This is a genomic window from Hymenobacter segetis (genome assembly GCF_038448715.1).
Taxonomy (GTDB): Bacteria; Bacteroidota; Bacteroidia; order Cytophagales; family Hymenobacteraceae; genus Hymenobacter; species Hymenobacter segetis.
Genome location: NZ_JBCEVZ010000019.1, coordinates 1 through 26826, shown reverse-complemented (window position 1 = coordinate 26826; position 26826 = coordinate 1). Strand labels below are relative to the sequence as shown.

Annotated in this window: 24 protein-coding genes; 14 read left to right on the top strand and 10 right to left on the bottom strand. The window is 60.7% G+C overall.

Features of this window, described 5'->3' with window-relative positions:
* Nucleotides 1-49: 49 nt before the first annotated feature.
* The 4 genes from AAFH49_RS09935 to uvrA all read right to left on the bottom strand — a co-directional run bounded on the left by AAFH49_RS09935 (nucleotide 50) and on the right by uvrA (nucleotide 5279).
* Nucleotides 50-400, bottom strand: a complete 351-nt coding sequence (locus tag AAFH49_RS09935) for a 7(1) septoil knot domain-containing protein (RefSeq protein WP_342297733.1) — start codon at nucleotides 398-400, stop codon at nucleotides 50-52.
* 107 nt (nucleotides 401-507) lie between these two features.
* Nucleotides 508-1272 carry a triose-phosphate isomerase gene (gene tpiA / locus AAFH49_RS09930; protein WP_342297732.1) on the bottom strand — a complete coding sequence of 255 codons (765 nt, stop codon included), beginning with the start codon at nucleotides 1270-1272 and terminating at the stop codon, nucleotides 508-510.
* An 85-nt stretch (nucleotides 1273-1357) separates the two neighbouring features.
* The gene (locus AAFH49_RS09925; RefSeq protein ID WP_342297731.1) at nucleotides 1358-2239 is read right to left on the bottom strand and encodes a hypothetical protein; all 882 of its coding nucleotides are present in this window, start codon (nucleotides 2237-2239) and stop codon (nucleotides 1358-1360) included.
* Between the two features lie 196 nt (nucleotides 2240-2435).
* Nucleotides 2436-5279, bottom strand: a complete 2844-nt coding sequence (uvrA, locus tag AAFH49_RS09920) for an excinuclease ABC subunit UvrA (protein WP_342297729.1) — start codon at nucleotides 5277-5279, stop codon at nucleotides 2436-2438.
* A 165-nt stretch (nucleotides 5280-5444) separates the two neighbouring features.
* Between uvrA and AAFH49_RS09915 the strand changes: the two genes are divergently transcribed.
* The 7 genes from AAFH49_RS09915 (at nucleotide 5445) to AAFH49_RS09885 (ending at nucleotide 14554) form a co-directional block, all read left to right on the top strand.
* A complete protein-coding gene (locus AAFH49_RS09915; RefSeq protein WP_342297728.1) occupies nucleotides 5445-6842 on the top strand; it encodes an alpha/beta hydrolase family protein in 1398 nt (465 codons plus the stop codon).
* 179 nt (nucleotides 6843-7021) lie between these two features.
* Nucleotides 7022-8506, top strand: coding sequence for an alpha/beta hydrolase family protein (locus AAFH49_RS09910; protein WP_342297727.1), 1485 nt, complete (start codon nucleotides 7022-7024; stop codon nucleotides 8504-8506).
* A 107-nt stretch (nucleotides 8507-8613) separates the two neighbouring features.
* Complete coding sequence (locus tag AAFH49_RS09905; protein ID WP_342297726.1) at nucleotides 8614-9669, top strand: ComEA family DNA-binding protein; 1056 nt, start codon at nucleotides 8614-8616, stop codon at nucleotides 9667-9669.
* Between the two features lie 164 nt (nucleotides 9670-9833).
* Nucleotides 9834-10475 (top strand): (2Fe-2S)-binding protein, encoded by a 642-nt coding sequence (locus AAFH49_RS09900; RefSeq protein WP_342297725.1) that lies wholly within the window; start codon nucleotides 9834-9836, stop codon nucleotides 10473-10475.
* A gap of 6 nt (nucleotides 10476-10481) precedes the next feature.
* Nucleotides 10482-11468, top strand: coding sequence for an FAD binding domain-containing protein (locus tag AAFH49_RS09895; RefSeq protein WP_342297723.1), 987 nt, complete (start codon nucleotides 10482-10484; stop codon nucleotides 11466-11468).
* A 13-nt stretch (nucleotides 11469-11481) separates the two neighbouring features.
* Entirely contained in the window at nucleotides 11482-13815 is a 2334-nt protein-coding gene (locus AAFH49_RS09890) for a xanthine dehydrogenase family protein molybdopterin-binding subunit (protein ID WP_342297721.1), read from the top strand.
* 127 nt (nucleotides 13816-13942) lie between these two features.
* Entirely contained in the window at nucleotides 13943-14554 is a 612-nt protein-coding gene (locus AAFH49_RS09885; protein ID WP_342297719.1) for a nucleotidyltransferase family protein, read from the top strand.
* Between the two features lie 123 nt (nucleotides 14555-14677).
* On the opposite strand, the gene AAFH49_RS09880 is transcribed toward AAFH49_RS09885, so the two are convergent.
* The gene (locus tag AAFH49_RS09880) at nucleotides 14678-15952 is read right to left on the bottom strand and encodes an MFS transporter (RefSeq protein ID WP_342297717.1); all 1275 of its coding nucleotides are present in this window, start codon (nucleotides 15950-15952) and stop codon (nucleotides 14678-14680) included.
* Between the two features lie 130 nt (nucleotides 15953-16082).
* Here AAFH49_RS09880 and AAFH49_RS09875 point away from each other — a divergent pair, with 130 nt between their 5' ends.
* The 4 genes from AAFH49_RS09875 to nth all read left to right on the top strand — a co-directional run bounded on the left by AAFH49_RS09875 (nucleotide 16083) and on the right by nth (nucleotide 18481).
* Nucleotides 16083-16487, top strand: a complete 405-nt coding sequence (locus tag AAFH49_RS09875; protein WP_342297715.1) for a hypothetical protein — start codon at nucleotides 16083-16085, stop codon at nucleotides 16485-16487.
* A 298-nt stretch (nucleotides 16488-16785) separates the two neighbouring features.
* A complete protein-coding gene (locus tag AAFH49_RS09870) occupies nucleotides 16786-17424 on the top strand; it encodes an RNA polymerase sigma factor (RefSeq protein ID WP_342297713.1) in 639 nt (212 codons plus the stop codon).
* The gene (locus AAFH49_RS09865) at nucleotides 17402-17593 is read left to right on the top strand and encodes a hypothetical protein (protein WP_342297711.1); all 192 of its coding nucleotides are present in this window, start codon (nucleotides 17402-17404) and stop codon (nucleotides 17591-17593) included. Before AAFH49_RS09870 ends, AAFH49_RS09865 begins: the two co-directional genes overlap by 23 nt.
* Before the next feature lie 210 nt (nucleotides 17594-17803).
* Entirely contained in the window at nucleotides 17804-18481 is a 678-nt protein-coding gene (gene nth, locus AAFH49_RS09860; RefSeq protein WP_342297710.1) for an endonuclease III, read from the top strand.
* A gap of 99 nt (nucleotides 18482-18580) precedes the next feature.
* Here nth and AAFH49_RS09855 read toward each other — a convergent pair whose 3' ends face one another.
* Entirely contained in the window at nucleotides 18581-19783 is a 1203-nt protein-coding gene (locus tag AAFH49_RS09855) for a glycosyltransferase family 4 protein (RefSeq protein WP_342297708.1), read from the bottom strand.
* 13 nt (nucleotides 19784-19796) lie between these two features.
* Nucleotides 19797-20819, bottom strand: a complete 1023-nt coding sequence (gene gldB, locus AAFH49_RS09850; protein ID WP_342297706.1) for a gliding motility lipoprotein GldB — start codon at nucleotides 20817-20819, stop codon at nucleotides 19797-19799.
* Between the two features lie 79 nt (nucleotides 20820-20898).
* On the opposite strand from gldB, the gene AAFH49_RS09845 reads away from it, so the two are divergent.
* A complete protein-coding gene (locus AAFH49_RS09845; protein WP_342297705.1) occupies nucleotides 20899-21591 on the top strand; it encodes a porin family protein in 693 nt (230 codons plus the stop codon).
* Nucleotides 21592-21669: 78 nt separating this feature from the next.
* Here AAFH49_RS09845 and AAFH49_RS09840 read toward each other — a convergent pair whose 3' ends face one another.
* From AAFH49_RS09840 to AAFH49_RS09830, 3 genes are all read right to left on the bottom strand, one after another.
* The gene (locus tag AAFH49_RS09840; protein ID WP_342297703.1) at nucleotides 21670-23277 is read right to left on the bottom strand and encodes an Rne/Rng family ribonuclease; all 1608 of its coding nucleotides are present in this window, start codon (nucleotides 23275-23277) and stop codon (nucleotides 21670-21672) included.
* 343 nt (nucleotides 23278-23620) lie between these two features.
* Nucleotides 23621-24541, bottom strand: a complete 921-nt coding sequence (locus tag AAFH49_RS09835) for a tetratricopeptide repeat protein (protein ID WP_342297701.1) — start codon at nucleotides 24539-24541, stop codon at nucleotides 23621-23623.
* Between the two features lie 127 nt (nucleotides 24542-24668).
* The gene (locus tag AAFH49_RS09830) at nucleotides 24669-25010 is read right to left on the bottom strand and encodes an HU family DNA-binding protein (protein WP_317170162.1); all 342 of its coding nucleotides are present in this window, start codon (nucleotides 25008-25010) and stop codon (nucleotides 24669-24671) included.
* Between the two features lie 157 nt (nucleotides 25011-25167).
* Here AAFH49_RS09830 and mutY point away from each other — a divergent pair, with 157 nt between their 5' ends.
* Both mutY and AAFH49_RS09820 read left to right on the top strand, forming a co-directional pair.
* Nucleotides 25168-26250 carry an A/G-specific adenine glycosylase gene (mutY, locus tag AAFH49_RS09825; RefSeq protein WP_342297700.1) on the top strand — a complete coding sequence of 361 codons (1083 nt, stop codon included), beginning with the start codon at nucleotides 25168-25170 and terminating at the stop codon, nucleotides 26248-26250.
* 140 nt (nucleotides 26251-26390) lie between these two features.
* Nucleotides 26391-26825, top strand: a complete 435-nt coding sequence (locus AAFH49_RS09820) for a single-stranded DNA-binding protein (protein WP_342297698.1) — start codon at nucleotides 26391-26393, stop codon at nucleotides 26823-26825.
* Nucleotide 26826 lies beyond the last annotated feature (1 nt).

Below are 26826 nucleotides of genomic sequence, written 5' to 3'. Positions count from 1 at the left end.
AGCGCCGCTCAATCAATTCATAACTCATAATTTTTAATTCATAATTCCATTAGTTGGTCTTGCAGCCGGCGAAGGAGCGCACGGTGGTGTAGTGAATGCTGAAATCGGCGCGGCTGCGGTCCGTGACCACCAGCAGCACGTAGTCGGCAAAGTCGCGGGCGGGCGCATCGGCCCACAGGCCGGCTTTGTCGGCGAACAGCTTATTGTTCTCCTTGAAAATCAACACATCAGCAAAGGCTTCTTCCGGCTCCACGTACACCGTGCCATAGCAATAGCTGCGCCGGCCGGGGTCGGTTTCGAGGTATACCGAGCCGTAGATTTTGCACGGCTCCAGCGGACCGGTGGCCGGGCTTTTGGCGGGCAGCAGGACCAGCAGGAGGGTGAGAATAAAGGAGAGCATTCGGGAAGGGTTGAGTTTTGAAGGTTGAGGGTTGAGCGTGGGATGTCAAATGCAATGCCGCGTTGCGCATTCAACCCAACACTCAACCCTAAAATTTCAACCTTGCTTTAAAACGACTGGATAATCGTCGTGAAATCAGCGGCTTTCAGGGCCGCGCCGCCGATGAGGCCGCCGTCCACGTCGGGCTGCGCGAACAACTCCTTAGCATTCTGCGCGTTGGCCGAACCGCCGTAGAGAATGGTGGTATCGAGGGCGGCCTGGGCGTCGTAGGCACGGGCAATCTGCTCGCGAATGAAGGCATGCACTTCCTGCGCCTGGGCGCTGGTAGCGGTGCGGCCCGTGCCAATGGCCCAGATGGGCTCGTAAGCAATCACAACTTGGGCAAACTCCTCATTGCTGAGGTGGAACAGGCCGTCGGTGAGCTGCTTACCGATGTAGCTGAACGTCTCATCAGCCTCGCGGGTGTCCAGCGACTCGCCCACGCAAAAGATGGGCTTGAGGCCGGCGGCCAGGGCGGCTTTCAGCTTCTGGCCCAGCAGCTCGTCGTCCTCCCGGAAATACTGACGGCGCTCCGAGTGGCCCAGAATCACGTATTCGCAACCCACTGAAGCCAGCATTTTGGCCGAAACTTCGCCGGTGAAAGCGCCGCTTTCTTTCTGGTGGCAGTTCTGCGCGCCGAGGTGGAAATTGGAGGCTTTGGGCAACTGCTGGCCCACAGCGTGCAGGAACGGAAACGGCGGGCAAACCACAACGGTGGGCGCGGGGGCTGCGCCAGCTTCGCCGGCCAAGCTAGTGATTTCGCCTACCAGGGCCAGAGCCTCGGGGTAGGTCAGGTTCATTTTCCAGTTGCCGGCAACAAGTTTTTGGCGCATAATCGAGCGGGTCAGGTATGGGTTGGGACTAGCCACAAAGCTACGGGCCAAACCGCCGGCTGCCTACCTGCGCTGCGTCACGCGGCTACTCGGTGGCACGCATGGCGTTGCGGGCGGCAATTTCGGCCTCGGCGGCGGCAGCAGCTTCATCGCGCACCTGCCAGGGCGTTTTGCGGCCGCCCAGCCGCGAGAGCACGAAGCCCGCAATGGCCACCACGGTAGCGCCAATCAGGGCGGCCCAGCCCAGTTCGGGCACTTCGCGCAGCCGCACCACCCACACGGCCACCAGCGCCCAGGCCACCACAAGCGGAAACACCATATCACGAAATACCCGGCTCATAATGAGTCCCAATGCGACCACCACGAAAATCAGCCCCAGCGTGAGCGTCACCGAAGCGCCTTCGGCCGTTTGCCAGCCCAATTGGCGCAGTCCGATGGTAATATTAATAACCGAAGCTACCGAAATCCAGCCCAAATACAGCGACAGCGGCACACCCGCCAGCGCCGGGGCCGCATCGGCAAAAATGCGCCGCCGCGCCCGCCCATACGCCACCACCAGACAGCCGAGAATGAGCAGCATCACGCCCACACTAGGAATAATCAGCTCATAGGCAAATAACACCACCCAGGCTCCCGTGGCCAGGCTGGCCAGCGTGAGCGGCTTGGCCAGCGCATCGGGCAGCGAGATTTGCCGCTGAGCCGGCAGCAGCTGCCACACCGCATAAATGGTCAGGGCCAGAAAAATCAGCCCCCAGATGCTGAAAGCGTAGCCGGCCGGCGTGAGCAGCGTGGGGTATTTGGCCGAAACCATGCCCATTGTTTGCCCAGCAAACGGGTGGGTATTCGAATAATAGTTGAGGGCAATGTTGCCGACGATGGCCAAAGCCGTGAGCCAGCGCCAAGCCCGGCCCTTGCCCGACCGATTAGCGGCAGCGTAGTGGTCCGGGGGCGTTGTAGCGGTGGGCATAAATCACGGGGGTGGGGTGAGAGGGGCGGCGAACTTACGTATTAATCCTTACGCATGGTTCTACGTTTTTTAGCTCGGCCTGATTCATGCCTTGCAGTCCACAGCCACCCCCTTGCCGGCCAACGCGTTGCCCGATGCCTGGATAATAAACCGGCCCAACTGCAATAGGCAGTTAGGCCGGTTTATTATTGACAGCTTAGGAAACCTTCTCCGCCAAGAAGCGAGCCGTATGGTTGGTGTCTTTCAGCTTCACCATCTCTTCGGGCGTGCCTTCAAACAGCAGGTGGCCGCCGTTGAGGCCGCCTTCGGGGCCGAGGTCGATAATCCAATCGGCACATTTGATGATGTCGACGTTGTGCTCGATGATGAGCACGGAATTGCCCTGCTCAATGAGCGCATTGAGCGCGCCCAGCAGCTTGGCAATGTCGTGGAAGTGCAGGCCGGTGCTGGGCTCATCGAAGATGAACAGGATTTTATCCTGCTGCAGCGTAGCGCCCTTGGTGAGGAACGAGGCCAGCTTCACGCGCTGGGCCTCGCCGCCGCTCAGCGTGTTGGCCGACTGCCCGAGGCGGATATAGCCCAGGCCCACGTCTTCGAGCGGCTTGAGGCGCTCGGCCACTTTGGGCTGGCTCTTGAAGAACTGTACGGCATCGGAAACCGTCATTTCCAGCACCTCGTCAATGCCCTTGTCCTGGAATTTAATTTCCAGAATGTCCTGCTTGAATTTGTGGCCGCCGCAGCCTTCGCAGGTCAGGTAGATGTCGGCCATGAACTGCATCTCGATTTTCACCTGGCCTTCGCCCTGGCACACCTCGCAGCGCCCACCGTCCACGTTGAACGAGAAGTGCGACGGCTTCAAACCTCGCGCCTTGGCCAGCGGCTGCTCCGAAAACAGCGTCCGAATAGCGTCGTAAGCCTTCACGTAGGTAACGGGATTTGAGCGCGACGACTTGCCAATGGGGTTCTGGTCCACAAACTCAACGTGCGACACCTGCCCGTTCACGCCGGTGAGGCGGTCGAACTTGCCGGTGCTTTCGCCCGCGCCGCCGCCCAGCATCTTCATCAAAGCCGGAGCCAGAATGCGCTTGATGAGCGTGGATTTGCCTGAGCCAGATACGCCGGTTACCACCGTCATCACGCCCAGCGGCAGCTTCACGCTCACGTTTTTGAGGTTGTTTTCGCGGGCGCCGGTCAGCTCCAGGGCATTGCGCCAGGGGCGGCGCACAGCGGGCACGGCCACTTCCATACGGCCGCTCAGGTACTGGCCGGTGTAAGTAGTCGTGTCCTGCAATAGCGCCTCCATGGTGCCCTGAAACATGAGGTTGCCGCCGCCGCTGCCGGCCTCGGGGCCGATGTCGATAATCTGGTCGGCGGCCTCCATCATTTTCTCCTCGTGCTCCACCACTACCACGGTGTTGCCGAGCTGCTGCAAGGAGCGCAGCACACCAATGAGCTGCTCGGCATCCTTGGGGTGCAGACCGATTGATGGTTCATCGAGCACATACATCGAGCCCACCAGCGCCGAGCCCAGCGAGGTGGCCAGCGAAATGCGCTGGCTCTCGCCGCCGCTTAGCGTGTTGCTCAAGCGGTTCAAAGTCAGATAGCCCAGGCCCACGCGGTTGAGGTAGCCGAGGCGGTTGGTGATTTCCGTTACGAGGCGCTCGGCTACTTTGGCGTCGTGCTCGCTCAGGCTCATGTTCTCGAAGAATTTCAGCGCCTCCGAGATGGGCAGCAGCACGATATCGGCAATGCTGCGGCCGTCGATGCGCACGTATTGCGCATCCTTGCGCAGGCGGGTGCCGCGGCAGTCGGGGCAGGTAGTGCGGCCCCGGTAGCGGCTTTGCAGCACGCGGTATTGGATTTTGTGGGTCTGCTCGGCCACCCATTTGAAATACTTATCGAGGCCGTCGAAGAACTTGTTACCCGTCCAAAGGAGTCGCTGCTCAGCCTCGCTGAGGTCGTTGTAGGGGCGGTGAATGGGGAAATCGAAGCGGATGCCGTTTTTCAGCAGCGGCTTCAGCCACTCGCCCTGCTTTTCGGTACGCCAGGGCGCAATCGCGCCTTCGTACACCGTCAGGCTCTTGTCCGGGATTACCAGGTCCTCATCAATGCCCAGCACCGAGCCGAAGCCTTCGCAGGTCTGGCACGCGCCGTAGGGGTTATTGAAGGAGAAGAAGTTGACGCTGGGCTCCTCGAAGGTGATGCCGTCCAGCTCGAATTTATCAGAGAAGGTTCTGACATCGTCCCCATTCAAATGGACCACGCAGGTGCCGTGGCCCTCGAAAAAAGCGGTTTGCACCGAATCCGACAGGCGGAACAGCAGGTCCTCGTCATCGGGCCGCAGCACGGCGCGGTCTACCATTATGTACACGTCGCCCTTCACCTCGGGCTGGCCCTCCCCTATCAGGTCCTCGATTTGCGAAGTCACGCCGTCGACCACCACGCGGCTGTAGCCTTTTTGCAGCAGCAAATCCAGCTCCTTGCTCATGGCCCGCGTCTTGTCGGGGCGGTGCAACGGGGCCAGAATCATAGCCTTGGTACCCTCGGGCTGCGCGGCCAGAAAATCGACCACATCGGCCACATTATCCTTGCGCACCTGCTCGCCGCTGACGGGCGAAAACGTCTTGCCCACCCGCGCAAACAGCAGCTTGAGGTAGTCGTAAATCTCGGTGCTGGTGCCTACCGTCGAGCGGTTGTTCTTGATGCTGACCTTCTGCTCGATGGCAATGGCCGGCGAGATGCCCCGGATGTAGTCTACATCGGGCTTGTCCATGCGGCCCAGAAACTGGCGGGCGTAGCTGCTCAGGCTTTCCACATACATCCGCTGACCTTCAGCATAAAGCGTATCGAAGGCGAGGCTGGATTTGCCCGAGCCCGAGAGGCCCGTGACGACGATAAACTGGTTGCGCGGCAGGGCCACGCTGAGGTTTTTGAGGTTGTGAACCCGAGCGTTTTTGATGAGGATAAATTCGCGGGGGTCGAGATTATCAATGGCGTTGTCGGCGGGGGCCGAAACCTGCAAAGCGTCTTTTTTGGGCATAAACGAACTAACAGCGGAGAGGGGCCGGAAGGTTTCGGCCCAAAGCAATTGCTTGCTGCTACGAAGGTACGGCCGGCACGAAGGCAGGAATAAATTGTTTTTTCATAATTAGAAACTTGTCTAATTATCTTCGTAACATTGCGTCATCACTCAACAGCCCTTGTCATGCACACGCTTACCCGCTTTTTCCTCGGCACGGCCGCTGCCGCGCTGCTCCACGCTACCGGCGTCAGTGCCCAAACCAGCCTCACCGGCGACTGGGCCGGCACGCTTGGGCCGCTGGAATTCACCGCCCACCTCACCGACCCGGCCGGCGGGCCGCGCACGGCCACGCTGGATATTCCGGCCCAGCACGCCAACGGATTGGTGCTGCAGTTCACCGCGCCCGCCGACAGCGTGTACTTGCGCCTGCGCCAGCCGGCCGCGCAGTTCGCCGGCCGCCGCTCGGCCGACGGCCAGCGCCTGGAAGGCGAGTGGCAGCAGGGCCTGCGCTCGTTCCCGCTCACGCTCAGCCGCGCCGCCGCTGGCTCGGCCAAGGCCGCCCCCGCGCTGCGCCCCCAAACGCCGCAGCCGCCATTCCCCTACCAGTCGGCCGAGGTGGCTTTCAAGAATGAAAAGGCCGGCATCACGCTGGCCGGCACCTACACCGTGCCCGCCGATATGGGCCCGTTTCCGGCCGTGGTGCTGCTCACCGGCTCGGGGCCCGAGGACCGCAACGAAACCATCCTCGGCCACCAGCCCTTTGCCGTGCTGGCCGACTACCTCACCCGCCACGGCATCGCCGTGCTCCGCTTTGATGACCGGGGCGTGGGCCAGAGCGGCGGCACGCTGGCCGGCACCACCAGCGCCGACTACACCACCGATGCCCAGGCGGCGCTGGCGTGGCTGCGCGCCCAGCCCGGCATCCGCAAAAATCAGGTGGGCTTAATCGGCCACAGCCAGGGCGGCACGGCGGCCATCGGGGCAGCTATTCAGCCGGCGGGGCCGGATTTCCTGGTGTTGCTGGCCTCGCCGGCCCTGCCGGGCGATGAGTTGATTGTGCAGCAGGCGCTGGCTTTGGCGAAAGTGAGCAAGGTTGAGTCAGTGCAGCTTATGTATATAGAACGAGCTCAGCGGCAAGTCATTGACATTATCGAAAAAACGCCTGATAATGTCCAGGCCCGCGCCAAGCTGCTTCCGCTGCTCAATCAAACCAATTCGACCGACCCTTCGGTACTATCTCAGCTCAATGCGCAGATTGACGTGGCCATCTCGCCCGACTACCGCCACCTGCTGGCCGACCGCCCCGCCCAGACGCTGGCCAAAGTGAAGTGCCCGGTATTGGCCCTCGGCGGCAGCAAGGACCGACAGGTGCCCGCCGCCGCCAACCTGACCGCCACCACCGCCGGCCTCAAAACCGCCGGCAACCGCGACGTGACCGTGCAGGAATTGCCCGGCCTCAACCACCTGTTTCAGACCGCCCCCACCGGTAGTCCGGCCGAGTACGGCACCATCGAAGAAACCTTCGCGCCGAGCGCGCTGGCCGTGATTGGCGACTGGATTGCGCGGCACACCAAAAAATAGATTTCCTGCACCTGCCTGCCTCCAATGCCAACGGCCGCTCTTACGAAGCGGCCGTTGGCATTGGAGGCAGCGGCGTTGATAAGCAGAAAGTCGCATTTGCGATAAAAAACATTTGTTGTACTTTTCGACCTTGATTTCCCTTCAAACCACATTATCTACCCTTTTTATATTCTGATTCCATGATAAGATTATTACTGATTGCCCTGGCTTTTCTGGGTTTGATAGTCCATGCACCTGCCACGGCGATGACCGCGCCGCCCGTGCCCACCCCACTCAACGGCCAATGGAAAGGTCCGTTGAAGCTACTCGGCGGTGAAATTTCCATAATCATCACCATCGTGCCGCTCACCAATGGCACCTACTACGCCGCGCTGGATGCGCCCCAGCAGCGCATCAGCCGCATGCCGGTGGATGTGCAGCTGAAGGACGACAACCTGACCCTGCGCATCGAGCAGGCCGGCAGCAGTTTCGTGGGCAAGGTGCTGGAGGATGGGGCCACCCTCAGCGGCACCTGGAAGCAGCCCGGCCTGACGGCTCCCATGGTCCTCACGCGGGCCGTGGCCTCGCCGCAGGCCGTCACCAAATTCAAAGCCACGCCGCCCTACCGCGAGTCCGATGTCACGTTCATTAACCCCGTGACGAAAAACCGCATGGGCGGCACGCTCACTATTCCGGCCGGTGAGGGACCGTTTGCGGGCGTGGTGCTGCTGTCGGATTCCGGCCCGCAAACCCGCGACGTGGACGTGAACGGCTACCGCATGTTTGGCCAGCTGGCCGACTACCTCACCCGCCACGGCATCGCCGTGCTCCGCTTCGATGACCGCGGCGTGGGCAAATCGACCGGCAGCTACGCCAGCGCCACCACCGCCGATTTTGTGACCGATGCCCAGGCGGCGATGACCTTTCTGCGCAGCCAGCAACTGGTGGCAGCCCACCGCGTGGGCCTACTCGGCCACGGCGAAGGAGCCAACGTGGCCCTGCTGGCCGCCGCCGCACCGGGCCGCGCGCCGGCTTTCGTGGTGTCATTGGCCGGCTATGGGCAGCTCGGCAATGAGGTGCTGCGCCGCCAGCAGGGCGAAATCATGCGCCTGATTGGGGCCGACCCCTCGCAGGTGAAAGCTGCCCAGGACGTGTACCAGCGCACGGTAGATGTCATTCGCCAGACGCCCGACAACGTGATGGCCCGCCCCAAAGTGGCCTCGCTGCTATTGGGAGCCAACATGGGCATCGATGCCAGCATGGCCCGTGCCCGCGCCGTGCAGCTCACCTCGCCGTGGTCGCGCTACTTCTTCGATTTCAACCCTCAGGCCAAGCTGCCCAACGTGCAATGCGCGGTGCTGCTGCTCAATGGCACTTCCGATTTGCAGGTCTCGGCCAAGCGCAATATGGTGCCGCTCTACAAGGCTCTGCGCCACGCCAAGCGCACGGCGGCCGAATACAAGCTCGACGGCATCAACCACTTATTTCAGCCCGCCCCGGCCCAGTGGCCGATGATTAACGGCGTGCAGCAGGCCGTTTTCTCGCCCGAAGGACTGAAAATCATCCACGCCTGGGTGGCCCAGGAAACCCGCCCGCCCGGCGACCCGCTGCCCGTAACGGTGAAACGCCCCGCCACCCAGCGCAAGGCCAGTCGCACGCCCAGCCTCAGCCGGGCCCGCAGCTAACTGGTTAGATAATTCGGCGTTACCGTCGTTTTGCCTATACTTGCCCCCGCAAGCCGGGCCGCCTTCCCATACCCGGTGGCTTGCGGTTTTTCACACTCCTCTACCCGATGGCTGCTCTACCCCCGCCGCGCCCAGGTTGGTCCTGGCTCAATTCCCGCCCCATTCGCTGGATTCGGCATTATTTCGGCTATTCGCGGGGCGAGGCGCGGGGCATGGTGGGCATCCTGCTGCTGATGCTGGCTTTCATCATCGCGCCCATGCTCCTGCGTCCGGAGCTGCCGCAGTACCTGCCCGCTGCCGACCAAAAAGGCCTGAATGAGTTGGCTACCCAGCTCAAAGAGCACCGCGCCACCGACCAGACCTACGCCAGTCGCTACCCGAAACGGGAGTATAAAAAATTTGAGCGCAACGGCCCGCGCTATCCCCAAGTGGCGCAGGTAAAGCTTACGCCCTTCGACCCCAACACCCTCACCGCCGAAGGCTGGGAGGCGCGGGGCGTGCCGCACTTTGTGGCCGCCCGAATTGAGAAATACCGCGCGGCATCCGGGGGCTTCAAGGCGAAAGCTCAAATCAAGAAAATGTACGGGCTCGAAGACTCGGTTTATCAGCGGCTGGCCCCGTTCATGCAACTACCCGACGAGGCACCCAAACGCGACTACGTCGCCAACAACAAGCCGGGCCCAGATGGCAAATTCCCGCCCTTCGCCAGCGCCGACGGCACGCCCGCCAAATTCCCCCGCAAGCCGCGCAACCTCCAGCCCTTCGACCTGAACCTGGCCGATACCACGCAGCTGATGCAGATTCGCGGCATCGGCGCGGGCCGAGCCAAGTGGGTGGTGAAGTACCGGAACCAGCTCGGCGGCTACCTGCGCGAGGACCAGCTGGACGAGGTGTTTGTATTGAAAGATGCCCCGGATTTGCGCGACAGTCTGAAGAAATACACCTTCGTCGCGCCCAACTACGTCCCGAAAACGGTGAACGTGAACACCGCCAGCTTCGATGAGATGTACTTGCAGCCTTATATCGGCAAGCCCCGGGCACGCATCATCGTGGCTTACCGGCAGCAGCACGGGCCTTTTAAAACGGTGGAGGATTTGAAGCAGATTCCCATCCTAAAGCTGGCTGATTGGGAGAAGATGCGGCCCTATGTGCGTTGCGAGTAGTGGGCTGCATTGGGAAACATCCTCAGAAATCAGGGCTAGTAAGTAACTATTGGGAATGGTAGTATCGTAGTAGGTGGTTGAACTTAGCGAGGCTGCGCTGCCGGGCCTGCTCAACCTATTGGGGCCGCTATGGTTACCCATAACCACCACTTACTTCCCTTACCATGACGGATAATTTCACGCCTGATTCGGCCGCGCTGCCCGACGGCCCGGCCCCGAACGACGGCCGCCGCTCGTTTATCAAACAGGCCACCGGCCTGCTGGGCCTGGCTCTGGCTCCGCCCCTCGTCAGTCAGGCCGAGCGGCTCACCGCTATGTCCCGGAAAGTGGAGGGTGTGAGCGAAATGCGTCTTAAGGTGAACGGCACCCTTCGCACCATCCAGGCCGAACCCCGGGTGACGCTGCTCGACGCACTGCGCGAGCGCCTCGACCTCACCGGCTCCAAAAAAGGCTGCGACCATGGCCAATGCGGGGCCTGCACCGTGCTGGTAGACGGCCGCCGCGTGAACAGCTGCCTCACCCTGGCCGTGATGGTGCAGGGCAAGGAAATCACCACGGTGGAAGGCCTCGCTAAGGGCGAAGAGCTGCACCCGCTGCAAACCGCCTTCATCGAGCACGACGGCTTCCAGTGCGGCTACTGCACGCCGGGCCAGCTTATGTCGGGCGTGGCCTGCTTGAAAGAAGGCCATGCCAAAACCGACGCCGACGTGCGCGAATGGATGAGCGGCAACCTCTGCCGCTGCGGGGCTTACCCCAACATCGTGGCCGCCATCCGGCAGGTCGAGCAAAGCGGGTTCAAAGGCTAATTCATTATGAACAACTTCACCTACCTCCAAGCCACGCAGGCGAAAGACGCCACCGCTGCTGTGCGCGACGATAAGAATGCCGCCTTCATCGCCGGCGGCACCACTTTGCTCGATTTGATGAAGCTGAATGTGGAAAACCACGACCAGCTGGTGGACATCAACATGCTCACCTTCAAAGGTATCGAGCAAACGGCCGACGGCCTGCGCATTGGCGCGCTGGAGCGCATGAGCGACGTGGGCGAGCACCCGCTGGTGGTGCAGAACTACCCCGTGGTGTCGCAGTCGCTGCTGCTGGCAGCCTCGCCGCAGCTGCGCAACATGGCCAGCATCGGCGGCAATCTGTTGCAGCGCACCCGCTGCGGCTACTTCCGCGACACGGCATTTCCGTGCAACAAGCGCGAGCCCGGCTCCGGCTGCCCGGCGCAGGACGGCGAAAACCGGGGCCTCGCCATCCTCGGTACCAGCAAATCCTGCATTGCCACCTTCCCCGGCGACCTCGCCGTGGCCCTCGCCGCTTTGGATGCGGTGCTGCTGCTGGAAAACCCCAAGGGCAAGCAGCGCCGCGTGCCGCTGGTCGATTTTCATCTCGTGCCCGGCAATACGCCCCAGAAAGAAACCGTGCTGGAACCCGGCGAGCTGATTGTCTCGGTGACCATTCCGGCCGCCGCGCACGCCCGCAAATCATTGTACCTGAAGGTGCGCGACCGGACTTCCTACGCCTACGCGCTGGCCTCGGCCGCCGTGGGGTTGGATGTGCAAGGCGGTACCATCCGCTCGGCGCGGGTGGCGCTGGGTGGCGTGGGCACCAAGCCCTGGCGCTCATTAGCGGCTGAGAAAATCCTGACCGGCGCGCCGGCCACCGAAGCTACTTTCCGGGCCGCCGCGGCAGCCGCCGTGCGCGACGCCCAGCCGCGCGAGCAAAACCGCTTCAAAGTAGAGCTGGCCCAGAATACGCTGGTGCGCGCCCTCACCGACGTGGCCGCCAAATCCTAACCTTCCCCGAGCCATGTACGAGAACGAACCAGCTTTCTTCGAAACTTCCCCCACGCCCGGCGTGGTGGGCAAACCGCTCAACCGCGTGGACGGGCGCGACAAGGTGATGGGCCGGGCCAAGTATTCGGCCGAATACCCGCTGCCCGGCCTCACCTACGGCGTGCTCAAAACCAGCGACATTGCCAAGGGCCGCATTCAGAACATTGATACCAGCGCCGCTACCAAAGAGCCCGGCGTACTGGCCATCTACACCCACCAGAACCTGCCCAAGCTGGCCAAAACGCCCAACGACCCCGAGGGCAAAAAAGCCATTGGCGCGCCCATGGGCTTCCTGCCGATGACGTCGGACGTGATTCACTACGCCGGCCAGCCGGTGGCGCTGGTGGTGGCCGATACCTTCGAGCGCGCCACCCACGCCGCCCGCCTGGTGCGTGTGACTTACGCCACCGAACAGCCCATCGCCGCCTACACCGACCCCAAAGCCCAGCTTTTCAACCCCGAGAAAATTCAGGACGGCAAGGCCGACGGTTACACCCGGCGCGGCGATGCCCGCGCCGCCATGGCCAGCGCCCCGGTGAAGCTGACGGCCGTGTACACCCACGCCATCAACCACCACAACCCCATGGAGCCGGGCGCGACCACCGCCATCTGGGAAGCGGCCGACCGCCTTACGGTGTACGAATCGACCCAGGGCGTGACGCGCACGCAGAAGTCGTTGTCGGCCTACCTGGGCCTGCCGCAGGACCAGGTGCGGGTCATCACCAAATACCTGGGCGGCGGCTTTGGCTGCAAAGGCTCGTGTTGGCCGCACACCATTCTCACGGTGCAGGCCGCCAAGGCGCTGGGCCGGCCGGTGAAGCTGGTGCTCACGCGTCAGCAGCAGTTTACGAGCATGGGCCACCGCGAAGACCAGACCCAGACCCTGAGCGCCGGGGCCACGAAGGAAGGCAAGCTGCTGGCCCTGATTCACGAGAAAACCTCCACCACTTCGCCCTGGGACAACTACGCCGAAAGCAACAGCAAAATCATCAACATGCTGTACGAGTGCCCTACGTTTGAGGCGCACTACGAGCTGGGCCGGGCCAATGTGATGACCTCCACCTTCACCCGCGCCCCCGGCGAGGCCCCCGGCTCCTTTGCCATCGAGTGCATGATGGACGATTTGGCCTATCAATTGGGCATCGACCCCATCGAAATTCGCCTGCGGAACTACGCCGAGAAAGACCCCAGCACCGGCCAGAAATGGAGCAGCAAAAGCCTGCGCGAGTGCTACGCCCGCGGGGCCGAGCTCTTCGGCTGGAGCAAGCGCAACCCCAAGGCCGGCGTCACGCGCGACGGCCGCCAGCTCGTGGGCTGGGGCATAGCCACGGCCAGCTACCCGGTGCACAACTCCTCGGGCACGGCCCGCGTGCGCCTCTACGCCGACGGCCACGCCGTAGTGCAAAGTGGCGCTACCGACCTCGGCACCGGCACCTACACTGTGATGACCCAAGTAGCGGCCGACTCCCTGGGCCTGCCACCCGAAAAAATTCGCTTCGAGCTGGGCGATACCAAGCTACCCACCGCGCCCAACTCAGGCGGCTCGGTGGCGGCGGGCACGGTGTCGTCGTCCGTCTACATGGCCGCGCAGGACGTGTGGGAACGGCTGACGAAAGTGGCCATTAAAGACCCAAAATCACCGCTCTTCAAAGCGAAGCCCGAAGACGTAGCAATGGAAAAAGGTCGCCTTCAGCTGAAAAGCAACCCGACCAAAGGCGAGGACTTTATGGCCCTGATGAAGCGGGCTGGTATGGACGACATCGAGGGCAGCGGCAGCGGCAAGTACGGCGCGGGCTACGAAGTGGGCCAGAGCGCCAACGCCGCCCCCGATGCCCACAAGGACGAGGCCGGCCAGCACTCCATGCACTCCTTCGGCGCGCACTTCTGCGAGGTGCACGTCGACCCCGACTTGGGCACCGTGCGCGTTACGCGCTGGGTGAGCGTGCACGGGGCCGGCCGCATTCTCAATGCCAAAACGGCCCGCAGCCAGATTATCGGCGGCAGCATTTTCGGCATCGGCGCGGCCCTAATGGAGGCCACCGCCCGCGACCAGCACTACGCCCGCTACACCAACGCCGACCTGGCCGACTACCACATCCCCGTGAATGCCGACATTCCGGAAATGACCGTGGAATTCATCGACGAACACGACCCCTACATCAACGCCATGGGCGTGAAGGGCATCGGCGAAATCTCGATGGTGGGCGTATCGGCCGCCGTGGCCAACGCCGTGTTCCACGCTACTGGCAAGCGCGTGCGCGACCTGCCCATCACCCCCGATAAAGTCTTGGGCACGAAGGCCGTTTAAATAAGAACTTTCCTTCAGAACGTCATGCTGAGCGCAATCGAAGCATCTCTACCGCAATACTAAATCTGATTAGTTGCGCGGTAGAGATGCTTCGACTGCGCTCAGCATGACGTTTTTATTAGCTCCAATGACGACTCTCGTCCCTCACTCTCCTGTGGCGTTGCTGTTGCTGGCCGCCGGGGCATCCACCCGCATGGGCCAGCCCAAGCAACTCCTGCCCTACCACGGCCGCACCCTCCTGCGCCACGCCGCCGAAACGGCCGTGGCCAGCGGCTGCGCGCCCATTGTGCTGGTGACCGGCGCGCTACACGAAGAATTAGTAGCCGAAGTCGCGGGCCTGCCCATCCGGGCCATTCATAACCCTGACTGGGAAACGGGCATGGCCTCCTCCATCCGCGCCGGCCTGGCCGCCGTGGCCGAAACCCGGCCCGCCGCTGTGCTCATCATGCTCACCGACCAGCCCCTGCTGACGCCGGAGTTGCTGCATGAGTTGATGGCGCGGCAGCAGCAAACCCAAGCGTCCATCGTGGCCGCGGCCTACGGCGATACGCTGGGCGTGCCCGCCATTTTTGCCAAAGCGGTGTTTCCCGAGCTGCTTCAGTTGCAGGGCCAAGCTGGGGCCGGGCGGCTCATTGCCGGCTATGGGGCGGCGGTGGAGCGGGTGCCTTTTCCGGCCGGCTTGCTCGATGTGGACACGCCGGAGGATTATGCGGCGCTACTGACAAAACCAGTCGGCTAACCGCCGTACACCCGGAAAATCGGGCGGTGGCCCGGAACAAACGCGCCGGGTGCTCCGCCCACCGGGCGGTGGCCCGGGATAAATGCGCCGGGTGCTCCGCCCACTGGGCGGCGGGGCGGCATGTTATTTCGTGCCCGATTCCAGCTTGCGCAGCTTATCGGCCCGCCAGGTGGTGATGGCCACCACCAGCAGTGTCATCAGCCCGCCAAACACCACCGAGCGCACCGTGCCCAGCAGCCGCGCCGCCGTGCCGCTCTCGAAGGCCCCGATTTCGTTGCTGGAACCAATGAAAATGTTGTTTACCGCCGACACCCGGCCCTTCATGTATTCCGGGGTGTAAATGTGGATGAGCGTGGAGCGCACAATCACCGACACGGAATCGAATACGCCCGTGAGGAACAGCAGGAACAGCGACAGCCAGAAATTGGTGGACAGCGCGAAGGCAATGGTGGCCAGCCCAAAGCCCGCCACCGCCCACAGCAGCTTGCGCCCGGCCCGCCGCCGCAGCGGGTAATACGTCAGGAACACCGCCATCAGCACCGAGCCAATGGCCGGCGCCGCCTCCAGCTGCCCGAAGCCCTTCGCCCCCACCTTCAGAATATCCGACGCGAACACCGGCAGCAGCGCCACCGCCCCGCCAAACAGCACCGCGAACATATCCAGCGACAGCGCCGCCAGCACCAATTGGTTGCCGAAAATGAAGCGCAGCCCGCTCAGCACGCTGTCTTTCAGGTTGAGGCGCTCGCCTTCCATGGGCGGCAGCGGCCGGTTGGCAATGCGCGCAAACTGGAACAGCGCCAACGCCAGCAGCGCCGTGCTCACCACGTAAGAATTGGTGATGCCCACGGCCGCAATCAGGTAGCCGCCAATGGCCGGCCCCAGCACCGCCGAGCCTTGGTAAGTGGTGCTGTTCCAGGTGATGGCGTTGGGCAGCAGCGCGCGGTCGGGCAGCAGCTGTGGCATGAAGGAAAACAGCGCCGGTCCCATGAATCCCCGCGCCAGTCCGCTCACAAAAATCACCCCGTAGAGCGGCAGCGTGTACAGCGAATCCTTCGCTAGCAAATGAATGCCGTACGGACTGGCAAAAACCGCCAGCGCCGCCGCGCACAGCACCAGCACTGCCAGCGCCACCACCACAATGTTCTTGCGGCGCATCGAGTCGGCCACGTACCCGGCATACAGTGACACCACAATGCTCGGCACGGCCTCCGACAAGCCAATCAGGCCCAATGCCAGCGGGTTATTGGTGAGGTGATAAATCTGCCAGCTCACCACCAGCCCTTGGATGCGCGTGGCCACCGTGAGCAAGGTGCGAGCCGACACCAGCCGGCGAAAATCAGGCACGCGCAGGGCCGCGTACGGGTCATGGGCCGGCGAAGAATCAGCAGATGGCAGCATAAGCACACAAAAACCGCCTGTGCGGCGGCCGGCCACAAAGGTAGCCCCGCCCCAGCCTTGGCAGGTTGGTTTGGCCACCCCATTTCGCCTACCTTGCAAGCTGACATTCACCGCGCTTTCGTCCCCGCTCATGCAAGATTTCGGCCTGGAAATAACGCCCCGCCCCGACTTGCCCGCCATCGTGGCCCGGTGGCAGCGCGAAATCACCGAGTCTGAACTCCAGCACGGCTACCTCGGCATCCTCGCCGCCGGCGATGTCCTCGGCTGCTGGCGCTGGCTGCTCGACCTGCGCCGTCGCGAGGAATTGGCCACTCCCGCCCTCACCGCTTGGGTTAATGCTGAGTTCTTCCCCCGGCTCCTGCACCGCTACCCCGCACCGGTGCGTATTGCCTTCCTCATCTCGCCTCTGCGCGCCGCCACCGAGCAGTCGGCCAGCTCCGCCGCTGCCATCAGCGCCGCGGCTCACCCCGAACAAGGCTACCAAACCGCCCTCTTCACCGACGAAGCCACCGCCTACCACTGGCTCGCCCAATGAACTGCGATACAGACGGCCCAAATTTTTTACCCGATTCGGAAACTTTTTTTCAAAAAAACACCTAGGTATTTTTTCCAAAAAATGCCCTAGATGAAGTTTTGAGGAAGGTTGCTCGAAATCTTCAAAAAGATTGCGGCATTTTTCCACCAATACCTATTGCGTAATTGGATTCCCTTTCTCTACATTTGGTCTGATTCTAGCGGGGTAAAACCTACCACCGCCCGTCGCTCCCAATTTTTTTCTCGGTAACTGCATACTATGGCATAAAGCTCTACGTTCTCCTATTCCGTAGCCCTTTATGGACCTCATGCAACCGAGCGACTCCGCGCTCATCTCGCTCTACCTGGCCGGCCAGGAATCCGCCTTCGCTATCCTGCTGGAGCGGCACCGCAGTCGTGTGTTCACGACCATCCTCCTCATCGTGCGCGACGAGGACGTGGCCGAGGACCTGTTGCAGGACACGTTCATCAAGGCCATCCACACCATGAAAAGTGGCCGCTACAACGAGGAAGGTAAGTTTGCGCCCTGGATTTGCCGCATCGCGCACAACTTGGCCATCGACTCGTTCCGGCGGGGCAAGCGCGTGCCCCACATCAGCCTCACCGATAACGAACGTTTAAACAATACCCTAACCATTGCCGACGACGGCCCGGACGATATTCTGGCCCGTGAAGAAACCCACACCCGCCTTCGGGCGTTAATCCAGGAACTGCCCGCCGCCCAAAAGGAGGTGCTGCTCATGCGCCATTACGGCGATATGAGCTTCCAGGAAATTGCTGATGCCACTGGCGTGAGCATTAACACGGCGCTGGGCCGGATGCGCTATGCGCTGATAAACCTGCGGAAGAAAATGACCGCAAATTCCCTGCATCATTATGATTCAAATATTACCCCATTCGACACTGCTCCAGTATGTGTACAACGAATTGCCGGCTGAAAGGCAGCGCGAGGTAGAGGAGGCATTGCAGCACGACCCGGACTTGGCCGCGACCTGCGCCGACCTCCTTTTGGCCCAGCGGGCGCTCGACGGAGTACGTCGCGAGCCCCGGCCCGAAACCTCCGAGGCCATTTTGCGCTACTCGCGCACTTTCTTGAGCAAGTCCTGAGCTCCTTCAATTTCTTGTGGCGGCCGCTCCACACCCCGCGCTGGCGGAGTTAGGCGGTTAGTCAATACCATTTCCACGGTCATGCTGAGCGCAGCCGAAGCATCTCTACCGCAGCAGTAATCCTGTCGATTGGGTTTACTATTGCGGTAGAAATGCTTCGGCTGCGCTCAGCATGACCGTTTTATTTTTGCTTGATATCCGCCCCACCGCATGACCCGCGCCAACCGCTTCCGCTACTTCCTCGACTACTTTACCACCAACTTCCCGGAGCCCAAAACCGAGCTAGCCTATGGCAACCCCTATGAGTTAATCGTGGCCGTAGTACTCAGCGCACAATGCACCGACAAGCGCGTGAACCTAGTGATGCCCGCGCTACTGGCCGAATTCCCCACCGCCGCGCACCTCGGCGCTGCCTCCGCCGATGAAATTTTCCCCTTCATCCGCAGTGTTTCCTATCCGAATAACAAGGCCAAGCACCTTTCCGGCCTGGGTCGAATGCTCACCGAAGATTTCGGCGGCGAAGTCCCTAGCCTCATTGATGAGCTCCAGCGCCTGCCCGGCGTGGGCCGCAAAACAGCCAACGTGGTAGCATCCGTCATTTACAACCAGCCTGCCATGGCTGTCGATACCCACGTTTTCCGGGTATCGCACCGCTTGGGCCTCGTGCCGAAAACGGCCACCACGCCCTTGGCCGTGGAAAAGGCGCTGGTACGCTACATCCCGGAAGAGCTAATCAACAAAGCCCACCACTGGCTGATTTTGCATGGTCGCTACATCTGCGTGGCACGCTCGCCCAAATGCAGCATTTGCCCGCTGGCCCCCAGTTGCGCTTACTTCGAGAAGAATTTTGGGAAAGCGCTGGCTTACGTTCCCATTCCGGAAGCTTAAAGCTGAACGGCTACAATTGCGCTTTTAGCAGCTTTTTTAGCACACAAAGTTCAATTACTAGTTCTAGAAAGCACAAACGGCTTTCGACTTGGCACAAAATCAATTGGCAGCTGCTTCCAGTATCCGTTGCACCTGCGCAGCCATGCGCTGACGGTCGAATTCCTGCACAGCTAAGGCATGACCGTTAGCACCGGCCTTGGCCAGCACCTCTGGCTGATGTAGCAGCTGCTGGAGTTGCGCTGCCATTGCCGGAGCATCGCCAGCGGGCACGTACCATCCGCAAGCGTGCTGCTCCACCAGTGCCTTAGTCCAGCCCGCATTAGTCACCACTACCGGCGTGCCCACGGCCAGCGAGTCGTACAGTTTCGCTGGCGAATTGGAATCCAGCACCGGCAGCCCTAGAAAAGACACCACCGATACATCGGCCAACGCAAACCAGCTGAACACCTCATGCCGCGCCTGCCCCCGCACCAGCCGGATGCGCCCCGGCCAGCGCGCCGCCGCCGCCGCAATCAGCGGCTCGAAAAACCCGTGGCCCAGAAACAGCCACACCACTTCCGCATCGGCGGCCACCATTGTTTCAGCCGCCGCCACCAGCGTTGGGATATCATTGGCCCGCCCAAAGGTGCCCGCATATAGCACCACGCGCTTGCCGGCCAGGCCCTGCTCCTGCCGAAGATGGGCCACGACCGTCGGCGTGGCGCGGGCCGCCAGTTCCAGGTCGGTGCCATTGAGCACGGTGGTTACTTTCGAAGCCGGAATGCCCAAATCCGTTACGTAGCGCGTCATATTGGGCGAAAGCGGCAGGATGTGCCGGGCACTTTTATACAGCCGTTTTTCCAACTGATAAAGCTGCTGCCGGGCCAATGCCGTGGGCACAGCCCCCATCGCAATGGGAAATGCTGGCCACAAATCCTGTACCTCAAACACCCACGGCACCCGCCGCCAGCGCGCCACCTGCGCCGCTGCCCAAGCGGCAGTCAGCGGCGTACTGATGCCCCAAATCACGTCCGGCTTGTCAATTCGCAGCCCCTCACGCACAGCCCAGCCCGCATACTGCGCGAAAGCCAGCGCCCGCCGCGCCGGCCCCATTTTATTGTCATACCGCACGTCGGCTTCGCGGACTGCTACCCCTTCCGGTACCCAGGGGAATTCCTGCGTCAGCCGCTGCCCTTTCCAGGCGGGCGTAGTCAGCAGCGTCACCCGGTGCGTTTTGGCAATGTGGGCCAGCAGCGTGTAGTGCCGACTGGTGGCCGGACAGTCGGGATTGGTGTGGTACTGGCTGAAAACGGCGATGTGCATTCTACAATGAATGCTACCGTTTGGGCCGGTAGTGCGAGTCGTTAAGAATGCGCTGGGCATTCTTCTCGGCCATCAGGCGCCCCAGCGTCACGTCAGGATGCTCGGCCACATACTTGCGGATAATCTGCAGGCCCACCCACTGGCCCACGCGGCCGGGGCAGGTTTTGTCGATTTCGGGCACGTTGGGCCGCTCGCCCACGTACTTCTGGAGCAGAAACGGCATGGTGGTATAAAGCAAATTCTTCTCTAGAAAATGGCCCCACACCCTGCCTTCATTGGCATCAAGCCCAATCATCTCGCGCTTGGTATAGCCCATCAAGACCGAATCGGGCGTACAGGGCAGCACCAGACTGGCGAAATACAGCGACTTGCCGGCATGCACCATCGCATCAAGCATAGTGTTGGCCGTGAGCTCGTGCTTGTTGTATTTGCTGGCCACATCTTGGGCCAGCAGCGGCATGAGGCCGGTTGGCGTGTAGCGGCGCAGCATGTACTGCGGCAGGTCGGGCCGCTTGCTGGCTTTAGGGCCGATAAACCAGTCCAGACTCATCACCAGCAGGCTGTCATTCACATAGATATCCTTGGCCAGAAAGCCGCTCACATAAGTAACCGTGGGCGGCACTCGGAAATCAGGAAAATAGTGATGCACCCGCCGGAACATCTCACCCAGGTCGTGGCGCAGGGCGGTGCTATCGGGAAATGCGGCAGCCGTCTCCTTGCCCACTTGCTGCAAAGCCGGGTTGGTAGCTAGGCGCACCAGACTACTATCCAGCGCCTTTTCGGTAGCCGGCTGGCGCTGCAAATAATAGCGGGCGAATACCGGATTGGCATCCATAAACTGCTGCGCCTGCGCCGGAGTCTTTAGCTGAAAAAAGGCTGGCTCCAGCCGCTTAATCCGCACAGGCACGGCCGCGGCATCTTCGGCCGCGTCGGGGCGGCAGCCTTCGGTTGGGCCGCTTTTGCAGCCGCCAAAACCAAGGCTGATTCCTAAAAAGAGGGGCAGCCAGCGCCGCCAGGCAAAATTATTCGTATTCACGCACGTTACTTTGAGGTAAAATTAGCCAAAACCTGTTGGCTGCCGGCTGTTGCCGACGGCAATTGAACGATAAACCCGTATGAAAAAACTATTGCTCGCGCTTTTCACGCTCGCCGCTACCATTGGCAGCGCCTCGGCTCAGGTCGAAATCGGCCTCAAAGTTTCGCCGTCCATCACCAGCCTGCGGGCCGAATCCACGTCCAAAAACAGCTTTGCCAGCGATGGCAGCCAGTTCGGCTTCAGTGGCGGATTGGTGGTCGATTATTTTTTTGGCGAAAATTACGCCTTCAGCACGGGCCTGGAACTGGCGGGCAAGGGTGGCAGCATCCGCTATACCGACTATCTGAATAGTGGCGTGGGCAACGGCAACCCCTTTCCGGTTTCAATGAAAATCAGTACGCAGTACCTGCAAATACCGCTTACAGTAAAGCTCTTCACCAACGAAATTGCGCCGGCCACACGCCTTTATTTTCAGGTGGGCGGCTCCCTCAACGTGCCCATCGGCACACGCATCAACGGCAACAAGTTCTATAACGACCCCGTCACTGGTACTGAAAACAAAGCCGGCGACTACATCTACTTCTTCGATGCCGATGCCCTTGTAGCTGCCGGTGCCGAGTACACGCTGGGCAAGAGCACGAAGCTATTCGCCGGCCTCGGCTACCATCGCGGCCTAGTTGACATCGACCATTACTTCGAAAGCAAACGCGGCTTTTCCGACGTAACCATCAAAAACAGTTCGTTCGGCCTAGACTTAGGCATCAAGTTCTAGCCCTATCGCCAAACGCCAACAAAAAGCCCCAGCCTCTAAAGAAGCTGGGGCTTTTTGTTGGAAAGTAATTTCACTCACTTAATCCACAATCTCAACCTCGCGGTCCTGCAAACGGCTCATGGCGGCGGCCGACGAACGCAACTGGATTTCCTCGCCCCGCTCGTCTTCGATGCGGTAGTCGGTGAGGCCCAGGCTGCTGTCGTTCACCACTTTCACCCACTTGTAGTATTTGAGGTACCACTTCATCTGGCGCGAAATCAGGCCTTTGGTGTAGTAAGCGTACAGGAACGGGTGCACCGACAGCGTGATGCCCGACTGGTTCTGGTTCACCAGCAGGTCGTCGATGCTGTTGTCGATGTCGTCCGTCACCTGGATGGAGGCCGAAATCTTGCCCGTGCCGCCGCAGGTGGGGCACACCTCGCCGGTCACGATGTTCTCGGCCGGCCGCACCCGCTGGCGGGTGATTTGCAACAGGCCGAACTTGGTGATAGGCAACACGGTGTACTTCGCCTTGTCAAGCTTCATCACGTCGCGCACGGCGTCTTCCACTTTCTTGCGGCTTTCGGCCGAGCGCATGTCGATGAAATCGACCACGATGATACCGCCCATGTCGCGCAGGCGCAGCTGACGCGCCACTTCTTTGGCCGCCAGCATGTTAATCATCAGCGCGGTGGCTTCCTGGTCGTTCTCCTGGTTGCTCTTGCTGCCCGAGTTCACGTCGATAACGTGCAGGGCTTCGGTGTGCTCGATGACAAGGTAACCGCCGCCGGGCACGGTCACGGTCTTGCCAAACAGCGTTTTCAGCTGCTTTTCAATGCCGGTTTGCTCAAAAATCTTGATTTTCGAGTTGTGCAACTTCAGCAGGCCAAGCTTGTCCGGCGCGATTTTTTGCAGGTAGTCCCGCATCTCATCGTACATCGCCGGAGCATCCACGGTGATGCTGTCAAACGACTCGTTCAGCATATCCCGCACCATCGATGAGGTGCGGCCGAGTTCGCCGAGCACTTTGTCGTTGGGCTTGGCGGTGCGCAGCGTGGAATATAGTTGCTCCCACTTCGCCACCATGTCCTGCATATCCTTGTCAAGCTCAGCCACTTCACGTCCTTCCGCCACGGTGCGGATGATGACGCCGAAATTTTCGGGCTTGATGCTGGCGATGAGCCGCTTGAGGCGGTCACGCTCGGCCTTGCTCACGATTTTCTTGCTGACGCTGATGGTGTTCGAAAACGGCATCAGCACGAGGTAGCGCCCGGCCATAGAAATGTCGGTGCTCACGCGGGGGCCTTTGGTCGAAATAGGCTCCTTGATGATTTGGACAACGATTTGCTGCCCTTTCTTGAACACGCTTTCCGCCTTCCCCACTTTTTCGAGGACGGGTTCAAACGTGAATTTTTCCAGCCCGGCGCTGGGCGCCCGGCCGCTCTGTACCGTGCGCGCCCACTTCGTGAAGGAAGGGAATTGCTCGCCGAGGTCGCCGTAGTGCAAAAACGCGTCTTTTTCGTAGCCAATGTCTACGAACGCTGCGTTCAGGCCGGGCATCACCTTTTTCACGGTGCCCAGGAAGATGTCGCCTACTGAGTAGTTGGTGTCGTTGCGGTCGAAGTGGTATTCAATCAGCCGCTTGTCCTGCAACAACGCTATTCGCTCGCCTTCCTGAGTAGAATTAATGACTAATTCATTACTCAAAGCCTTGATTTAGTTAAAGTAACCTGCCGGTAATGCCGTCGAAGGCCTACCCCGAAACCGGCAAAGGGAAGCCAGAACCTGACGGTTCTGGCTTCCCTCGCGAGCCACGGGAAAAGCATCTGGCGCGGCCCCACTCGGGAGGCTACGTGAGAGATAGGCGGCTGGCTCCCTTCCCGTTAGGAAAACTGCCGGCCGCCGCTACGCCCCGTGAGGCTTACTTCTTCTTGTGGCGGTTCTTGCGCAGGCGCTTCTTGCGCTTGTGGGTGGCAATCTTATGACGCTTTCTTTTTTTACCGCAGGGCATGATGCTTGGGGGTTAAGTTGGTGATTGATTGTGTCGTAGCTATTTCAATTTGGCAATTTCCTCTTCTACCGAAGCGGCCAGCGCGGGGTCGTTGCTGAGGCTTTTGGCGGCGAGGAAGGCCTGCTTGGCTTCTTCTTTGGCGCCAGTGCGGGCCAAAGTTACGCCGAGGTAAAACTGTCCGTTCACATTTTTCGGATTGACTTTCACCAAATCCTGGAAACGCTTCACGGCTTTGTCGAACTGGTTGCTTTGCACCGCGAGTATCCCCATGTTATACAGGGCTTTCTCGTTGCGGGGGTCGGCTTCCAGCACTTCGCGCAGGTAGGTTACGCCCTGCACGGGGTTTTCGGAGGCCATGTAGGCCATGCCGAGGTTGGTTTTGGCGTCGAGGTTGCCGGGTTGGTCCTTCAACACCTTGGTGTAGAGCTCCCGCGCCTTGCCACCGAGCAGTTTCACCCGCTCATCGGTAGCCGCAAAGCTAAACGCCTGGAAGTAGGCATCGGCGGCCTGCTGCCAGTTTTGGGCGCTGGGCTTGGCCAGGGCCACCTGCTCCAGGTAGTAGCCAGCGCTATCGAAACGCTCCACGTCGTTGTAGCGGCGGGCCAGGGTGGTAGCCACCGTGGCTTTGGCATCAGGCGTGGCAGCAGCCTTGTACTCGCCTAGCAACCGCGCCAGTTCCTGCCGTTGGGCGGGGCTGGTGGTGGTGTGCGGAGCGGCATTGGGGCCTTTGTTTTCGGTAGCGGTAGCGGGTACCGGCCCCGAGGAAGCCTCGGTTTTGGAGCCATTGGTGGCCATGCCGCCGCCGTCACGGTTGGCCGTGGCAGCAGCGTCCTTGTTCAGCTCCGATTTGCTCTCTTTCGGCTTCATGATGCCCTTGGGCAACACGTATAAGCCGCCAACCAGCGCGAGCGCGGCGGCGACGAGGACCAATTGATGCGGAGCGGTGCGAGTAGTAGCCATTAGCTGAAAAAAGCCGGCCGCCGGGCTTTCCCTTGCGGAAAAGACACCGGCGGCGCGGCCGGCAATTCATTGTAGTTAGGAAACTGGCAGGAGGTTAATCCACCGGCCAGCTTCTTAACAAACAAAATTAGGCTTTGGCCGCAACGGCTTTCACCTTCTTGCTGTTCTTAATCTTAGCCACGAAGGTTTTCGACGGCTTGAAGCTCGGAATGTAGTGCTCCTCGATGATGAGGGACGTGTTTTTCGAGATGTTGCGGGCTACTTTACGAGCACGCTTCTTGTTTACGAACGAGCCAAAGCCGCGTACATAAATGTTGTTGCCCTCGGTCATCGAATCTTTCACGACTTTGAAGAAGGCTTCAACAGTCATCAATACATCAGCTTTCTCGATGCCGGTCTTCGTGGAGATTTCGGCGATTACCTCAGCTTTAGTCACGTTGGTATGGTACTTAGAGTGGTTGAAAAAAATACAGTTTTAGGCAAAAAAGTCCCAAATTCCAGCGTAAGCCCTTGCCCGGTAAGCGGTTCGCCCTTGAATTGGGGCCACAAAGGTAACCCCATTTTTTTGTTTTACCAATCAACCCTTCTAAACTAGGTGTTGGCCCAAATTATTCGCTTTCAAAATTTTGACCGTAAAAACCGCTCACCCTTCCTTTCTGGCCTCGGCCCTACTGGCTTGGTACCCACGCCACCAGCGCGACCTGCCCTGGCGCCACACCCGCGACCCATACGCCATCTGGCTCTCGGAAGTTATTCTGCAGCAAACCCGTGTGGCGCAGGGCCTTCCCTACTACGAAACCTTCCTGGCGGCCTACCCTACCGTGCACGACATGGCCGCCGCGCCCGAGGCCGAAGTGCTGCGCTACTGGCAGGGCCTGGGCTACTATTCCCGGGCCCGCAACATGCACCGCACGGCCCAGCAGGTGGTGACGGAATATGCCGGAAAGTTTCCCGGCACCTATGCCGAATTGCTGAAGCTGCGCGGCGTGGGGCCCTACACGGCGGCGGCCATTGCGTCGTTTGCCTTCGACGAGGCAGTGGCCGTGCTCGATGGCAACGTGTACCGCGTGCTGGCCCGCATTTTTGGACTGCACTCCGATATCGCCGCGCCCAGCTCGCGCAAGGAATTCCAGGCCGTGGCCGACCAGCACATCCCCGCCAGCACGCCGGCCGATTTCAACCAGGCCATTATGGAGTTTGGGGCCATTCAGTGCACGCCGGCGAAGCCCGACTGCCTGTTTTGCCCCATGCAGCACCAGTGCTGGGCATTTCAGCACGGGCAGGTGGCGCTGCTGCCGGTGAAAAGCAAGGCCAAGGCGTCGCGCACGCGCTACTTCCATTACTTCGTGCTGCGCCACGGCGAGCAGACATATCTGCGGGAGCGCCGCGAGAAGGACATCTGGCAAGGCCTGTATGACTTTGCGCTGGCCGAAACCACCGTCGCGGAATTACCTGCTGCTGAGCTACTGCGCCATTTGGAGGCGTTGGGTGCCAATCTAGACACCAGCCAGGCTGCCGAGCCCAGCGCGGCGTACCGGCACGTATTGAGCCACCAGAAGCTGGAGGCTCGTTTTCACCCGATGGCGCTGGCAGAGCCGTTGCCGGATGCTACGTTGCGGGATTTGGGGCTTCGGGCGTATTCAGCGGCGGAGATTGAGGCCTTGCCCAAGCCGAAGCTGATTGCTAATTATTGTGACCAAAACCTTTAAAATACCTTTGCCTAAATAAATTAGATTTTTCAGCCTTTATTTTTAGCAAAAAATATTGCCTGGCAAATTTAATTTCTTATCTTTGAGACAGAAAAGGCCGGGTGGCTTTTTCAATTCTGTATTTCCTAACGTGCAATAATATGGCCGGAGTGAACAAGGTGATTTTGGTAGGCAACTTGGGCAAAGACCCCGAAGTGCGCCATTTGGAAGGCGGTGTGAGCGTGGCTCACTTCACCCTCGCCACCAACGACTATTACAAGGACAAGCAAGGCAACCGCGTGGAACGCACCGAATGGCACAACATTTCGGCGTGGCGCGGCTTGGCCGACATGGCTGACAAGTTCCTCAAAAAGGGCCAGCAAGTGTATATCGAGGGCAAACTGCGCACCCGCCAGTACCAGGACAAGGACCAGCAGACGCGCTACATCACGGAAATCATCGCCGATGAGATTTCGATGCTGGGTGGCCGGCCGCAAGGCGCTGCTCCGGCTGCGGGCGAGGCTAATGGTACCGCTGTTGCAGAGCCGCAGCACAGCTTCCGGCAGGAGCCGGAGCTGGACCAGCTGCCCTTCTGAC

Excerpts from the sequence above, each read along its gene's own strand:
- AAFH49_RS09890 (WP_342297721.1), top strand. The coding sequence starts at position 11,482 with ATGTACGAGAACGAACCAGCTTTCTTCGAAACTTCCCCCACGCCCGGC.
- AAFH49_RS09820 (WP_342297698.1), top strand. The coding sequence starts at position 26,391 with ATGGCCGGAGTGAACAAGGTGATTTTGGTAGGCAACTTGGGCAAAGAC.
- AAFH49_RS09855 (WP_342297708.1), bottom strand. The coding sequence starts at position 19,783 with ATGCACATCGCCGTTTTCAGCCAGTACCACACCAATCCCGACTGTCCG.
- AAFH49_RS09895 (WP_342297723.1), top strand. The coding sequence starts at position 10,482 with ATGAACAACTTCACCTACCTCCAAGCCACGCAGGCGAAAGACGCCACC.
- nth (WP_342297710.1), top strand. The coding sequence starts at position 17,804 with ATGACCCGCGCCAACCGCTTCCGCTACTTCCTCGACTACTTTACCACC.
- AAFH49_RS09880 (WP_342297717.1), bottom strand. The coding sequence starts at position 15,952 with ATGCTGCCATCTGCTGATTCTTCGCCGGCCCATGACCCGTACGCGGCC.
- AAFH49_RS09905 (WP_342297726.1), top strand. The coding sequence starts at position 8,614 with ATGGCTGCTCTACCCCCGCCGCGCCCAGGTTGGTCCTGGCTCAATTCC.
- AAFH49_RS09925 (WP_342297731.1), bottom strand. The coding sequence starts at position 2,239 with ATGCCCACCGCTACAACGCCCCCGGACCACTACGCTGCCGCTAATCGG.
- AAFH49_RS09885 (WP_342297719.1), top strand. The coding sequence starts at position 13,943 with ATGACGACTCTCGTCCCTCACTCTCCTGTGGCGTTGCTGTTGCTGGCC.
- AAFH49_RS09870 (WP_342297713.1), top strand. The coding sequence starts at position 16,786 with ATGGACCTCATGCAACCGAGCGACTCCGCGCTCATCTCGCTCTACCTG.
- AAFH49_RS09835 (WP_342297701.1), bottom strand. The coding sequence starts at position 24,541 with ATGGCTACTACTCGCACCGCTCCGCATCAATTGGTCCTCGTCGCCGCC.
- AAFH49_RS09910 (WP_342297727.1), top strand. The coding sequence starts at position 7,022 with ATGATAAGATTATTACTGATTGCCCTGGCTTTTCTGGGTTTGATAGTC.
- uvrA (WP_342297729.1), bottom strand. The coding sequence starts at position 5,279 with ATGCCCAAAAAAGACGCTTTGCAGGTTTCGGCCCCCGCCGACAACGCC.
- AAFH49_RS09845 (WP_342297705.1), top strand. The coding sequence starts at position 20,899 with ATGAAAAAACTATTGCTCGCGCTTTTCACGCTCGCCGCTACCATTGGC.
- AAFH49_RS09900 (WP_342297725.1), top strand. The coding sequence starts at position 9,834 with ATGACGGATAATTTCACGCCTGATTCGGCCGCGCTGCCCGACGGCCCG.
- AAFH49_RS09875 (WP_342297715.1), top strand. The coding sequence starts at position 16,083 with ATGCAAGATTTCGGCCTGGAAATAACGCCCCGCCCCGACTTGCCCGCC.
- tpiA (WP_342297732.1), bottom strand. The coding sequence starts at position 1,272 with ATGCGCCAAAAACTTGTTGCCGGCAACTGGAAAATGAACCTGACCTAC.
- AAFH49_RS09935 (WP_342297733.1), bottom strand. The coding sequence starts at position 400 with ATGCTCTCCTTTATTCTCACCCTCCTGCTGGTCCTGCTGCCCGCCAAA.
- AAFH49_RS09915 (WP_342297728.1), top strand. The coding sequence starts at position 5,445 with ATGCACACGCTTACCCGCTTTTTCCTCGGCACGGCCGCTGCCGCGCTG.